The organism is Streptomyces roseolus (genome assembly GCF_014649855.1).
In the GTDB taxonomy this organism is placed as follows: Bacteria; Actinomycetota; Actinomycetes; order Streptomycetales; family Streptomycetaceae; genus Streptomyces; species Streptomyces roseolus.
Window position 1 is genome coordinate 67479 of sequence record NZ_BMTV01000014.1, and the last position, 13471, is coordinate 80949.

At 74.2% G+C, this 13471-nt stretch carries 13 protein-coding genes and 1 pseudogene; 7 read left to right on the forward strand and 7 right to left on the reverse strand.

The genetic code is table 11. The features are described 5' to 3' along the window. Nucleotides 1-147 precede the first annotated feature (147 nt). The 3 genes from IE245_RS37030 to IE245_RS18260 all read left to right on the forward strand — a co-directional run bounded on the left by IE245_RS37030 (nt 148) and on the right by IE245_RS18260 (nt 2425). A complete protein-coding gene (locus IE245_RS37030) occupies nt 148-777 on the forward strand; it encodes a cyclophilin-like fold protein (protein WP_229851361.1) in 630 nt (209 codons plus the stop codon). 842 nt (nt 778-1619) lie between these two features. Then, complete coding sequence (locus IE245_RS18255) at nt 1620-1958, forward strand: MerR family transcriptional regulator (protein WP_189948791.1); 339 nt, start codon at nt 1620-1622, stop codon at nt 1956-1958. Nucleotides 1959-2221: 263 nt separating this feature from the next. Further along, nucleotides 2222-2425, forward strand: coding sequence for a cold-shock protein (locus tag IE245_RS18260; RefSeq protein WP_189948793.1), 204 nt, complete (start codon nt 2222-2224; stop codon nt 2423-2425). A 515-nt stretch (nt 2426-2940) separates the two neighbouring features. Here IE245_RS18260 and IE245_RS18265 read toward each other — a convergent pair. Next, nucleotides 2941-4590, reverse strand: a complete 1650-nt coding sequence (locus IE245_RS18265) for an alpha/beta hydrolase (RefSeq protein ID WP_189948795.1) — start codon at nt 4588-4590, stop codon at nt 2941-2943. A 370-nt stretch (nt 4591-4960) separates the two neighbouring features. Here IE245_RS18265 and IE245_RS18270 point away from each other — a divergent pair, with 370 nt between their 5' ends. Further along, a complete protein-coding gene (locus tag IE245_RS18270) occupies nt 4961-6025 on the forward strand; it encodes a mechanosensitive ion channel family protein (protein WP_189948803.1) in 1065 nt (354 codons plus the stop codon). A 5-nt stretch (nt 6026-6030) separates the two neighbouring features. Here IE245_RS18270 and IE245_RS18275 read toward each other — a convergent pair whose 3' ends face one another. Next, nucleotides 6031-6282, reverse strand: a complete 252-nt coding sequence (locus IE245_RS18275) for a DUF6479 family protein (protein WP_189948805.1) — start codon at nt 6280-6282, stop codon at nt 6031-6033. 238 nt (nt 6283-6520) lie between these two features. On the opposite strand from IE245_RS18275, the gene IE245_RS18280 reads away from it, so the two are divergent. Beyond that, complete coding sequence (locus tag IE245_RS18280; protein ID WP_189948808.1) at nt 6521-7033, forward strand: GNAT family N-acetyltransferase; 513 nt, start codon at nt 6521-6523, stop codon at nt 7031-7033. A 174-nt stretch (nt 7034-7207) separates the two neighbouring features. Here IE245_RS18280 and IE245_RS18285 read toward each other — a convergent pair whose 3' ends face one another. The 4 genes from IE245_RS18285 to IE245_RS18300 form a co-directional block, all read right to left on the reverse strand. Then, nucleotides 7208-7849 (reverse strand): response regulator, encoded by a 642-nt coding sequence (locus IE245_RS18285; RefSeq protein ID WP_189948810.1) that lies wholly within the window; start codon nt 7847-7849, stop codon nt 7208-7210. Then, a complete protein-coding gene (locus IE245_RS18290; protein WP_189948812.1) occupies nt 7842-9134 on the reverse strand; it encodes a sensor histidine kinase in 1293 nt (430 codons plus the stop codon). The genes IE245_RS18285 and IE245_RS18290 overlap by 8 nt, the downstream gene beginning before the upstream one ends. Before the next feature lie 38 nt (nt 9135-9172). Then, nucleotides 9173-9934, reverse strand: coding sequence for an ABC transporter permease (locus IE245_RS18295; RefSeq protein WP_189948814.1), 762 nt, complete (start codon nt 9932-9934; stop codon nt 9173-9175). Nucleotides 9935-10143: 209 nt separating this feature from the next. Beyond that, entirely contained in the window at nt 10144-11037 is an 894-nt protein-coding gene (locus tag IE245_RS18300; RefSeq protein WP_189948816.1) for an ABC transporter ATP-binding protein, read from the reverse strand. A 986-nt stretch (nt 11038-12023) separates the two neighbouring features. On the opposite strand from IE245_RS18300, the gene IE245_RS18305 reads away from it, so the two are divergent. Together IE245_RS18305 and IE245_RS18310 are read left to right on the forward strand one after the other, a co-directional pair. Then, nucleotides 12024-12620, forward strand: a complete 597-nt coding sequence (locus IE245_RS18305) for a hypothetical protein (protein ID WP_189948819.1) — start codon at nt 12024-12026, stop codon at nt 12618-12620. 27 nt (nt 12621-12647) lie between these two features. Continuing rightward, nucleotides 12648-12942: pseudogene (locus IE245_RS18310) on the forward strand (helix-turn-helix domain-containing protein); the annotation flags it as partial. A 122-nt stretch (nt 12943-13064) separates the two neighbouring features. Here IE245_RS18310 and IE245_RS18315 read toward each other — a convergent pair. Next, entirely contained in the window at nt 13065-13445 is a 381-nt protein-coding gene (locus tag IE245_RS18315; protein ID WP_189948999.1) for a hypothetical protein, read from the reverse strand. Nucleotides 13446-13471 lie beyond the last annotated feature (26 nt).

Sequence of the window (13471 nt, forward strand, 5' to 3'; positions counted from 1 at the left end):
TCCGACGCCGCGGTCCCTCGCTACGACCGGGTCGCGAAATCGAGGGCGTTTCTCCCGCCGGGCCGAGCGCGCGCTACGCGGTGGTCGGGGCACGGGGCACGGGGCACGGGGCGCGGGTACGGGTGTGAGGTACGTGCGGGCCGGTGCGTGACGCGCGGCGAGGGACCGGTCGGAGCCGACGGCTTCCGTCCGGCGCAGGTCACCGGCGACGGCTCCACCGCGGGCCGGCGCCGGCGGACCGGCGGCCGCTCCGGTGCCGTCGGCCTCCACGGCCCGGAGGCAGCTGCTTCCGCCTCCGAAAGCGAGAACGCCGTGATCATCCGCCTGGCCACCGAAACCGGCAGCTTCGAAGCCACCTTGAACGACGGCGCCGCCCGTGATCTGGTCGTCCTGCTCCCGCTCACGCTGGAGACGGAGGACTTCCGCCAAACCGGACGCATCGCCTGCCCGCCCCGCGAACTCGACACCACCGGCGCGCCGGACGCCTCCGACCCCAAGGCCGGCGATCTCGCCCGGTACACCCCCTGGGCGGCCTGGTCCTCTTCTACCGCGACGGCCGGCACTCCCCGGGCCTGGCCATCCTCGGCCACCTCACCGATCGCGGGAATGCCCGGCGACTCGCCACCGCCGACCGCGTCGCGCTGGAGAACCTGCTCTGTTCCGGGGATCACGGGCCGAGACGGCCGTGCCGGTGTGCGGAGTCGCCCCGGCCCGGCCCTCGTACGCCCGCTGCCCGGCGGTCACGTCGCGCGGCGTTTCGGCGGCGGGGGCCCGTGACGGGGCTCTGTCGCGCTGCCGTGCGCAGGGCTGCGATGACGGCGGTGGTGGTGGTCGGGTCGGCCGTTTCGGTGTGGCGGGTCGCGGCGAAGAGGAGGCGCAGGACCGGGCGGTCCTCGATGGACGCCGTGCGGACCCCGGGTGCGCCGGGGTCGATGGCCGCCGTGGCATGGACGCGGTGGCGCCCGGGCGGGGGCCGGTCCCCAGGTGCGGGGGTCGGCGAGGGTGCTGTTCGAGGTCGAATTCTTCGCCTTCGAAGGATCGAAAATCTACATCGGCCAGAGTAGACATCGCGCTGTGGCCTGGCTATAGTTTCTCTCGTAGCCCAAAGAGATCGAAGGCCCGGCAGAGACGAACTGCCGGGAGCGAAACCGCAGCACCAGCACCAGCACCAGCAGTTGCAGGACGGTCCGGCGGCGGAGTTTCGAAGCCAGGTTGGTTGCAGGACGGCGACGGGACTGGCCGCCGGACCGGGTGGCCCGCAGTGATCAGGGGCTGCCGAAGAGGGACCGCTGTCATGGCAGATGCGGTACCCGCACGCAGTTCGCTCCACCCAGCAGTACGACAGTGGTTGATCCAGAGGGAAGAACGGAGGAGCCGAGCGCCATCAGGATCGCCCGGGCGGGAAGCTCGGAGCCCGGGTACCGCAGGACATCGATAGTGAGGTGGTCTCCGGTCAAGCAACCGCGATCCCCGCACACCCGGCAGCGGCAAGGCCGGGTCCGCGGACACAGAAGGCCGGCGCGGAATCAGGGCCGGCGGATGGTGTAGCAGTTCCTTCGGGGCCCGGGTGTCAGTACGGCACCCGGGCCCCTCGACGCGTTCCGACAAGAGAGGTGAGAATGACAGCAGACGATCCGCTCGGCCGTCTCGACGACGACGACTACCCCGCCTACACCATGGGCCGGGCCGCCGAGATGATCGGTACGAAGCCCGCGTTCCTCCGTGCCCTCGGTGAGGCCCGGCTGATCACCCCGCTCCGTTCCGAGGGCGGCCACCGGCGCTACTCCCGCTATCAGCTGCGCATCGCCGCCCGCGCCCGCGAGCTCGTCGACCAGGGCACCCCCATCGAGGCCGCCTGCCGGATCATCATCCTCGAGGACCAGCTCGAAGAGGCCCGGCGCATCAACGCCGAGTACCGCAGCGCCGCCCGGTCGGCGGATCCGGCGGCCGAGGATTGACCCGGGGTGCCCGCCGCCCTCCCCGGCCGGCCCGGCCGTCTGCTCGCCCGCACGCGGACCGCGCCCTGGAGTCGTCAGCGGTTTCCTCTGGTGACGGCGCGTGCGGGCGTGTAACGTCTGCGTTAGCTGTCGTGGTTCGGAAGTCCCCCTTTGCCCACGCCGAAGGTGTGGGCGTTTTGCTGTGCTGTGCCGCAGGAACCAGGGCGATCACCTCCGCCTCCCGTACGACGCGGGCGGCGTTCATCGACTGGAAGGCATGAGACATGGCTACGGGAACTGTGAAGTGGTTCAACGCGGAGAAGGGCTTCGGCTTCATCGCCCAGGACGGCGGCGGCCCGGACGTCTTCGCCCACTACTCCGCCATCAACGCCTCGGGCTTCCGTGAGCTCCAGGAGGGTCAGACCGTGACGTTCGACGTCACCCAGGGCCAGAAGGGCCCCCAGGCCGAGAACATCACGCCTGCCTGATCCTTCCCGCCCCATCGGCAGCCGAGCCTGCCCCGAGACCCCTGTTCCTTCAGGTTCACCCCGAGGAGGAGCAGGGGCTTCGTGCTTCACCGCCCTCGCCACGGGCGCCTGCCCGGGCGGCGCACACGCCGGTGAGCCGTTCCCCGGGGAGACCCCGTGGCCAGGTCCGCGACCCGGGCTTCGCCGTCGTGCCGGCCTTCGGCCCCGGCGCGGATGCCGGCGATCAAGACGCGCCCGCGCGGGACGGCCCGCGGCGGACCGGGTGTCGCGCAGCTTGAGCGGCCTGAAGCGGGACGCCGGGGGCACGGTGAATCCTCGGCTGTTCACGTGGTGCTCGGCGCGGCGCACGCCCTCGGCGACCACGGGGCCGGGCACGCGCTCCGGCGAATCCGGCCGCACCCCCGCGCCCGCGGATGCACGACGGTCCGCGGAGGCAAGGTTTCCGGGCGCGGGCACCCGCCCGGAAGACCTTCGTTCCGGTGGCCGGAGCTTCCCTCGGGGAAGGCCCCGGCCGGTCAGAAGCCCTGCGGGGACGGCAGCGGGAGCCGTAGGTCCCGGCGACCCTGCCGCGGTGTCGCCCGGCAGGTCACGTCGGCGGCGGGCAGCCGGCCCGTCGTCAGGTACGCGGTGGCGGTCGCGTCGGCGCAGGAGCCGGAGCCGTACACGCCGTGGCCCTGGCCGCCGAGGACGGTGGCCAGGCGGGCGCCCTTCAGGGCCCGGCGCAGGCCCTGGCCGCTGGCCAGCGGCGTCTGGGAGTCCCACTCGTTCTGCAGGATCAGCGCGCCGGAGGAATTGTCCACCCGGGTGGCGGGCTCGGAGCCGGCGGGCCAGAACGCGCACGGCTTGATGTGCGAGGCGATGTCGCCGTAGAGCGGGTAGGCCGCCTTGTCGCGGATCGCGTCGTGGCGGTACCGCTCCGGGTCGCGGGGCCAGGCGCGGGTGTCGGCGCAGACGACGGACCAGAAGCTCGCGTCCATGTTGTCGTCGGGGACGTCGGCGCCGGACCGCGTCGCGGCTCCCCCGGCGAACGACGGCGGGGCGGGGCGCTCCGGCCCGGTCCGCCGGGACGGCGCCGGCGGCGGGGTGCCGCCCTCCGGCCCGGTCCGCCGGGACGGCGCCGGCGGCGGGGTGCCGCCCTCCGCGGCGGTCCTCAGCCGGACCACCAGTTCGGCGGCGGCCTGCGGGTCGAAGAAGGAGGCGCGGGCGCCGGTCCTGATGTCGTCACCGGTCAGCCGCATGCCGTCGAGTGCGACCGGGATGCGGTCGGCGTCCGCGACCAGCTTCCAGAAGGCCGCGCGGACCTCGCCGGGGGTGTCGCCGAGCCGGTGCGTGGCGTCCCGCCGCGCGGTCCACCCGGCCCAGCGGGTGAACGCCGGCTCGGCGCCCTCGGCCCAGGACTGGATCATGCCGCGCCAGACCCGCGCCGGGTCGACGGCGCTGTCCAGCACGAACCGGTCGGCACGGCGCGGGAACATCTGGGCGTAGACGGCGCCGAGATAGGTGCCGTAGGAGTAGCCCAGGTACGAGATCTTCCTCTCGCCGAGCACGGCACGGACGACGTCCGTGTCGCGGGCGGTGTTGCGGGTGGTGAGGTGGGGCAGGACGGCGCCGTTCCGCGCGCGGCACTTCTCGGCCACGGTCCCCGCCCAGCGCACGTCCCGGTCGAACGAGGCGGCCTTGTAAGGGCGTTGCCAGACCAGCTCGTCGCCGGTGAGACCGCAGCCCACCGGCGCGCTGCGGCCGACGCCGCGCGGGTCGAAACCGATGAGGTCGTACCGCTCCTTCACGGCGTCGGGCAGTTGGGGCGCCATCCACAGCGGCATGTCGAGGCCCGGTCCGCCGGGGCCGCCGGGGTTGAGGAGGAGGACCCCGTACCGGTCCCGGGGGCTGGTGGCCTTCACCCGCGAGATCGCGAGGTCGAGCTTCCGGCCGGCCGGGGCGCCGTAGTCGAGGGGGACCTTGACGGTCGAGCATTCGAGGCCGGCGGGTGCCTGCGGGTCGCAGGCCGCCCAGCGCGGCTTCTGCCGGGTGTACGACGCCAACGCGTCGGTGGTGGTGGCGGTGGCAGCGGCCCGCGGCGGGGCGGCGGCGACGGCCGGGGGCAGGGCGGGCAGGAGCGCCGCGGCGGCGGTGACCGCCACGACGGAGGCTATCCGGGAGCGCACAGGGCGTCAGTTCCTCGTGGTTGCCGAGGGATCGGTCCGCAGCACCCTTTCGCGGATCGCGGCGGTACGGAATCCCGCGCGAGGAGCGGATCGTCTACGCCTCCGGAAGGAGACGGGCCCGGCGAAATGGTCCTTCGGGAGGCGAACGCACCGGACCGCTTTCCCGTCCCGGGACCGACGGCGTTTCCCCCGGGGGGACTTCCTCGCCGCGGACCCGGGCACCGCTTTCTCACGGGAGGCGGCCTTCCCGCCAGGGGCCCGGTCGCCGCTCCACCACGGGCGGGGCGGTCGGCGGCGCGTCCCGGCGGGCCGACCGGGCCCGGCCCCCACCGGATTGTTTGGCCGGGGCGTCGGTGGTCAGGCGGGGGACATGGAGAACTCACTGAGGCTGTTGATCGCCCTGTGCGGCTCCGCGCTGGTCGCGTACGCCGCCGTGCACGCGGCGGACCTCGCGGCCCGCCGCGCGGACGTGCGCCGTCCCGGCACGCCCCTGTGGGGGTTGCTGCGCCGCTGCCGCACGCCCCTGTTCGTCGTCCTGTTCACCGCCCTGCTCGGCTGGGCGATGCACACCACCGGATGGACGCCCGCGCAGGACCACGCCGGGCTCGTCGACCGGCTCCGGGTGCTCTGCCTGATCGCCAGCGGCGCCTGGCTCACGGTCCGCGTCGCCACCGCCCTGGTGGAGTCCTCCTACGCGCGCTACGCCGGGCGCACCCTGGACCGGGCACGGGTGCGGCGGGTACGCACCCAGATCACGCTGATCACCCGCGTGGTGTCGGTGGCCGTCGGGGTGATCGCCGGCGCGGTGGCGCTCGTGACCTTCCCCTCGTTCCGGACCCTGGGCACGTCGCTGCTGGCCTCGGCCGGGATCATCGGCATCGTGGCCGGCGTGGCCGCCCAGTCGACCCTCGGCAACCTCTTCGCCGGCTTCCAGATAGCCTTCGGCGACATGGTCCGGATCGGCGACACGGTCGTCGTCGACGGGGAGTGGGGCCTCGTCGAGGAGATCACCCTGACCTTCCTCACCGTCCGCACCTGGGACGAGCGGCGGGTGACGCTGCCGGTCTCGTACTTCACCTCGCGCCCCTTCGAGAACTGGTCCCGCGGCGGCGCCGAGATGACCGGCACGGTCTTCCTCCACTGCGACCACGCCACCCCGGTCCCGGCGCTCCGGGCGCATCTGCGCAGCTTCCTCGACGAGTGCCCGAGCTGGGACGGGCGAGGCTGGGACCTCGCGGTCACGGAGACCTCGCCCACCGGCATCACCGTCCGCGCGCTGGTCACTGCGAAGGACCCGGACGAGCTGTGGACGCTGCGCTGCGGGGTCCGCGAGGAGCTGGTCCGCTGGCTCGCCAGGGAGCACCCGGTCGGCTTGCCGAAGATCGTCACGGGGCCGCCCCCGCACGGTGAGGACGGCCCTCCGTCACTGGACTGAGGCGCTCAGCCGCGCCGGCCGCCGTCCTCCCGCCGCTCGTCGGGCGTGGACCAGGAGTCGTCGCGGGGTGCTCCCGGCTGCGAGGCCGTGGGGTCGCCGACGGCGCGGCGCCGGCGCGCCACGCGACGGGAGCCCCACCAGAAGGCGCCGAGCAGGAGGGCGACGACGATCAGGCCGATGACGAGGCCGAAGGTCAGGGCGTTCGAGCCCGCCGAGGCGAGCGGGGATGCGGCTGTGTACAGGGTTGCGCTGCTCATGGGCGCCTTCCGGTCGGGACGGGCGCGCGCGACGGACCTCTCGGACGGGCCCGCGCGACGGGACACAGGGCGCGTCTCTCCCGTACCGGCGCCCACAAACGTACCGAGGTCCATAAAGGAACTAATGCCCACGAACGTACCAACCTCCGCAAACGTAACGGGACCCGCGGACGCACCGGGGACCGCGAACGCGCCGGAGGCCCGTACACACCGGCGGGGCGTGCGGCAAGCTGGGGGCATGAGCGACTTGCACGGTGCCGCCGTCGTCCTGCGCCCCTCGGCCCCGGAGGACGTCCCCGCCCTGGCCGCCATCCGGGCCACGCCCGAGGTACGGGCCCGCTGGCGGGGTGAGGACGACCTGGCCGCGGAGGTCGCCTCCGACCTGGAGGACCCCGACACGCGCTGTCTGACGATCCGGTTCCACGACCGGATCGTGGGCATGATCCAGTGGTACGCCGAGGACGAGCCGGACTACCGGCACGCCGGGATCGACCTGTTCCTCGACCCGTCGGTGCACGGCCGGGGCCTGGGCACGGACGCCGTCCGCGTCCTCGCCGGGCACCTCGTCGACGACCACGGCTTCCACCGGCTGGTCATCGACCCCGCCGCCGACAACGCGGCGGCGATCCGCTGCTACGAGAAGGCCGGGTTCCGCCCCGTCGGGGTGATGCGCCAGTACGAACGGGGCGCGGACGGCAGCTGGCACGACGGCCTGCTGATGGACCTGCTGGCGGCGGAGCTGGTGCGCTGAGCCGCCCCCCGGGAGGGGCCCCCGCGGAACGCAGCCGCCCCCGCCCCCCTGCGCGGCCCGCCTCCACCGTCACGACCGCCGTCCCTGTGCCCCTTGCCCTTTCCGGCGCCGCCGCCGTCCGAGCCGCCGCGCCGGCCGCGTGAGGGACGCCGCTTCCCGCGCTCCCGGGGCGGATCAGCCGCGGCCGAGGATCCCGCGGTCGTAGCCGGCGGCGACGGCCGCCGCCCGGTCCTTGACGGCGAGCTTGGCGTAGATGTGCGTGAGGTGGGTCTTCACCGTCGCCTCGCTGATGAAGAGTTCGGCGGCGATCGCGCGGTTGGAGGTGCCCCGTGCGACCAGGACCAGGATCTCCCGCTCGCGGGCCGAGAGGGTGTCGACGACGGGTTCGACGGGTCGCCGCACGGCGCTGACGAGCCGGGTGGCGACGGCCGGGGAGAGGACGGTACGGCCCTCGGCGGCGGCCCGTACCGCGGCGAACAGCTCCTCGCGGGGCGCGTCCTTGAGGAGGTAGCCGGTCGCGCCGGCCTCGATGGCCGGGAGGGTGTCGGCGTCGGTGTCGTACGTGGTGAGCACCAGGACCCGGGCGCGGGCACCGTGCCGGGCGAGGGCGGCGATGGCGTCGACGCCGCCGCCGGCGGGCATCCGCAGGTCCATGAGGACGACGTCCGGGTCGAGGCGGAGGGCGACTTCGACGGCCTCGACGCCTCCGGACGCCTCGCCGAGGACGCGGAAACCGGGGTCGGCGTCGAACATGCCGCGCAGGCCGTCCCGGACGACGGGGTGGTCGTCGACGAGGAGCACGGTGATCTCAGTCATGGCGGGCCAACGGTACGCGAACGGAGACCGCCGTGCCCTCGCCCACCGCGGACTCGACCTCGACCACCCCGGCGAGGCGGGCGGCGCGGGCCCGCATCCCGTCGAGCCCGAAGCCGCCGCGGGAGCCGGGGGCGCGGGGCGCGACCGGGTCGAAGCCCCGGCCGTCGTCGCGGATGTCGAGGACGACCTCGTCGCCCATGTACGAGAGGGTGACTCCGGCCCGTCCCGCCCCGGAGTGGCGTTCGGCGTTGGCCAACGCCTCCTGGGCGATGCGGAGCAGGGTGGCGGCGACCTCGTCGTGGAGCGGGCGGGCGGTGCCGGTCGCGGTGAACCGGGCGTCGATGCCCGTGCGTTCGGCCCACGTCGCGACGGTCTTCCCCAGCGCGCCGGGCAGGGTGTCGTGCTCCAGGGCGACCGGAGAGAGGTTCCGCACGGAGCGGCGGGCCTCGCCGAGGCTCTGCCGGGCGAGGACGGCGGCCCGCTGGTGGTGGACGCGGGCCTGCCCCGCGTCGGCGGTGTCGGCGGCCTGGAGCTGGGCGATGATGCCGATGAGTCCCTGCGCGAGGGTGTCGTGGATCTCGGCGGCGAGCCTGCGTCGTTCGTCGGCGACGCCGGCCTCCCGGGCCTGGAGGACGAGTTGGGCCTGGAGGACGGCGTTCTCGGCGAGCGCCTGCTCCAGACGGGCGTTGGCCCGGGCGAGCTGGGCGATGGTCGCGGCGCGTTCGGCTGCCTTCTCGGTCTCCTTGGCGCCGAGGTGCGCGAGGCCGGTGGCGAGGCCGGCGTTGAGGAGGAACAGCCCGACGAACGCGACCCATTGGAGGGCGGAGGACGGGGGGAGGCCGCCGGCCTGGGAGCCGGCCATGGTGAGGGCGACGACGAGCAGTCCGGACCGGACGTGGAGCGGGCGGGCCGGCAGCAGGTGGACGGCGTCGAAGTAGCCGACGCACGCGAAGACGGCGAAGAACGGGTTGAGCCAGGTGAGCGCGAAGGCGAGCGCCGTGCGCAGCGCGAAGTAGCCGACGGAGGCGGGCCCGGGGACGCCCGGAGCGAGCCCGGGCGCGTCGGGGCCGTCCTCGTTCACGGGAGGCGGTACGGGCGTCCGCCGCGTCTGCCGGCACACCTGGAGGACGAGGACGGCGACGACCAGGCACCCGGCGGCGGCCGTCTCGGCGCCGGTCATCAGCTCGCCCGCGGTGGCCCCGGAGAGCGCCGTGGCGACGCCGAGGAGCACGTAGGGCCCCCAGCGGTAGAACTGCAGCCACCGTTCCTCGACCGTCGCCGCCATGCGCCGTACCCCCTCCGCTGCCCCGTCCCGCCCGTCCGTCACTCCCAGCGGAAGCGGCGGATCGCCGCCGCCGTCAGCACGACCGCCCAGAAGGCCATCACGCCGACCGCGAGCAGGCTCGGCCAACCGCCGCGCGCCGCCTCGTCGAGGGCCCGCGAGGCGGCGCCGTACGGCGCGAACTCCACGATCCGGCGCAGCGTATCCGGCATGGCCTGGACGGGCACCCAGACGCCCGCCGTGAACATGGTCGGGAAGAAGACGGCCGTGCCGACCGCGGTGGCGATCTTCTGGGTGCGGCAGAGCGCGCAGACCGCCGCGCCGAGGGCCAGGGCGCCCGCGACGGCGAGGAGCAGCGCGGCGAGGTATCCGGTGGGGTTCCGTGGGAGGGCGACGCCGAAGGCGGCCCTGCCGACCGCGATCACCAGCAGCGCGGAGACCAGCGCGGCGGCGGCGTGCAGCACGAGCTGGGCGGTGAGCAGCGCGGCCGGCCGGACCGGGGTGGCGGACATGCGGCGCAGGATGCCGCGCTCCCGGTAGCCGGCGAGGACCGGTGGCATGGCCTGGAGACCGGCCATGATCAGGGCGAAGAGGAGGGAGACGGGCACGTAGAGGTCGATCACGCGGCGGCCGTCGAGGTCCGGGGAGGCTTCCCGGAAGGACGGGATGAGCCCGAGGACCACCAGGAGGACGGTGGGGGAGACCATCACCCAGAACAGGGAGGCGGGTTCGCGGGCGAAGAGGCGGGCCTCGGTCCTGAGGACCGCGCGGGTGGCGGAGACCGGTGCGGTGGTACTGGCCATGGAGCTGCTCCTGTGGGGCGGTCGGGCGGTCGGGAACGGGGCGGGCGGACATGGCGGCGGGGCGAGGACGGCGCTCGGTGGAGGGGCGGCGGTCGAGGGCGACAGGGGCGGCTGTGGAGGACTGCCATCGGCCTTCAACGGGACGGTGGTCGGGGTCGGGGTCGGTGGTCGGTGACGGCGGGACGGCTGACGGCGGTCGGTGGGGGCGTTCAGGAGGTGAGGTCGAGGTAGGCGTCGTCGAGGGTGGTGTCGGTGATGCGCAGTCCGCGGGCGGTGACCGCGCGGCGGGCGAGCAGCGACACGAAGGCGTCGACGGTGGCGTCCGTACCGGTCACCACGGTGCGGCCGTCGCGGATGGTCACGCCGGCGGCGCCGGGCAGGGCGGCGAGTTCGGCCGTCTCCAGAGGGCTGTCGGCGGCGAAGGAGATCATCCGGGCGGTGGCGGAGCGGCCGACGAGGCCTGCGGGGGTGTCGAGGGCCGTGACCCGGCCGCGGTCGATCACCGCGATCCGGTCGCAGAGCCGCTGGGCCTCCTCCATGACGTGGGTGACGAGGAGGACGGTGACGCCGTCCGCGCGGAGGGACTCGACGAGCGCCCAGGTGTCGCGGCGGGCACGGGGGTCGAGCCCGGTGGTGAGTTCGTCGAGGACGACGGCACGGGGGCCGCCGACGAGCGCGAGGGCGATGAACAGCCGCTGCTTCTGGCCGCCGGACAACTTCGCGAACCGCACGTCCAGATGGGCGTCGAGCCCGAGCCGCTCGGCGAGCGCGCGCCAGTCGGCGGGCCGCTCGTAGAAGGAGGCGTACAGCTCCAGCGCCTCCCGGACGACGAGTTTGGCCTGGAGCTCGCTCTGCTGGAGCTGGACGCCGAGCAGCCGGGTGATCCGGTCGTGGTCGGCGACGGGGTCGAGGCCCGCCACCCGTACCGCGCCGGAGTCGGCGGTCCGGAGTCCGGCCACGCATTCGACGGTGGTGGTCTTGCCGGCGCCATTGGGTCCGAGGATCCCGAAGATCTCTCCCTCGTCCACGGAGAAGGAGACGCCGTCGACGGCCTTCCGCTTCCCGTACGCCTTGTGCAGGTCCCGCACTTCGATCATCGGCATGTCCCCCACGATCGCCCCGGCGGGCCCCGCCCGGTATCGGCCGTTCCGCTCGACCCGGGGTCAACCGATCGGTTGACGGCGCTACGACGACCGGCCGGCCGGGGCGGGTCCCGGCTCCGACACGTCCGTGGTGCCCACCCCGCGGCTCGGCCCCTTCCGCGCCCGTGGGGCGTGGCCCCGCTCCGGCCCGACCTCGGCGCCCCCCGGGCGGGTCCGCTGACGACGTGCCCGGGCGGTCGCCGAGGTCGGGCGTGCTCGCGAGGGCGTGCCTCGCCGATGGGGGCGTCCCGCGTGGTGAGGGGTGACGGGGCGATGGTCCCTTCCCTCACGTGGGGGCCGGCAGCCGGCGGCGCGCCGTCCGGGGCCGTCCCGCCCGGGGAGCCGGAGCGGGCAGCGGCAGACGGGCGGATCGGGCTCCGCGATCGGTCTTGCCCGCCAGTGTGCCGAAAGCCTCCCGGCGCGGCCGGTTGCGCCGTCCTGACCCGCCGGCACATCCCGGCGCCGTGTCGCCGGCATCGGGACGGCGACCACGGCGGTGCGCTTGCGTCTTGCCGCCGGAGGACTCCCTGGTGGCCGCCGTCGTCGGCGTGGTGGCGAGGTGGGGGAGCTCCAACCGGCCGAGGTTTTCCGCGGTGGCCTCGGCCCAGGGGGGTGCCTCGTGGGCGGTGGAGAGGTCGGCGGCGCTCTGTGCCGCCCCACAGCCGCTCGCGCGCCGGCGTCCGCGGCGTTCGGCGTGGCCGAGTGCCGACAGGGTGCGGCCCGTTCGACCGGGAGATGGCCCGGGCGGCGGCCCCCGTCGGTGAGCCGGCGCGCGGCCCCGTGCCGTCGTCGCCGTGTGCGGCGCCCCGGAACAGGAGTCGGCCGCCCCACGACCTCGCCGCACGGGTCGAAGATCAAGCCAAGGGCCGTTCCGCAATGGTCTGGAGGCCCACGCCAGGACTCGAGAACTTGTGATGCCGTGCGAGCGGTGTGTGTACGGTGCCGGAGTGATCGACACTGATGGCGCTCGGTTGGGTGAGGAGGCAGCGCGACGGTTGGCGGAGGCGGACTGCTGCGAGATGGCTCCTGGGCTCATGGAGGAAGAGTTCAGCCGGATCGAGGCGACCTACGGGTTCGAGTTCTCCCTGGAGCATCGCGCTTTCCTGGCGGCCGGGCTGCCGGTCGCCTCGCCTCCCGAGGAAGGTGCGACGTGGCAGCAGCCCTGGCCCGACTGGCGTCACGCCGATGAAGACGACCTGCGCCATCGGCTGGAGTGGCCGGTACGAGAAGTGTTGGGCGACGTCGCCCACGGCAGCTGGCATCCGGCCCTGGGGGCACGTCCGACCTCCGGTGAAGAGGCCGTGGAGGTGGCCCGAGCGGTACTCGCACGAGCGCCGCGACTCGTTCCCGTCTACGCGCACCGCTTCATACCCGCAGGTCACGGCACTCCGGGACACCCGGTCCTGTCGGTGTGGGGAACCGACATCATCTCCTACGGCCACGACCTGGCCGACTGCATCGACCGCGAGTTCGGCGAGGTCGACGAGAACGCGCCCTGGGATCCGCGGGCTTCCGTGCCGTTCTGGAAGGACTTCCTCGGCTGAGATCGCCCCGGCTGGTGCCGTTCGTCGATGAACTCTGCTGGGCCCGGTGCGAACACGGCTTCAGAGCCGTCCTGGACGGCCCCGTCCACCGGAGTGGCCCCACGCCGGTTCGACCGGGTGGTACGTGCGCTGCGGCGCGAAGGCGCCGACACCGCGCGACGAGGCCGGCCGCGGGAATTCCGCTGGAAGACCGGTGCTCCTGGTGGCCGCGTACTGGCGTACCCACCTGACCCCGCGCCGGCTCGCCCCGCTCTTCGGCGTCTCGAGGCCCACGGCCGGCCGCATCGTCGACCACCTCGGGCCTCTTTCTGCGCTCCGGCCCCTAAGCGGTCGTCCCGAACAGCGACCAGCTCGTACATGCCGACTCGGAGAAGGTTTGCGGGACAAGCCCGAGGTTGTCTTTGACGCGCGCCGGAGACCACCTGTCTTCCCGGTCGATCGTGCTCACGGCGCCGTGGACGTGTCGGAGCACGGCGGCTCCACGAACTGTTTGCCGATCTCCGTCCTCCAGTGCGCGGCGAGCGCGTCGGTCGTCTTTCCGGCCGGGACCGGGCGGGTGAAGCGGGCGATCCACGTACCGTCTTCGGGCCCGAGGACGGACACCTCGTAGCGGCTGCCGGGCTGCAGCTTGGCAGCCGAGGCCTCCGGGAGACCGACCTGCGCCTCGGTGGGCAAGGTGCCCTTGTAGACGGCGAGAGTGCGGACCTTGAAGGTCCGCATGTCGGCGTCGGGGCCCTTGGGGACGAGCCGGCCGCGCTCGACGACGTCGACCAGGGCGAGGTTCTGCGCGCGGGCGGCCTCGGCCGCATCTGGAGCGACACGCAAGGCCGCGCCGCTCGACTCGCGGGATG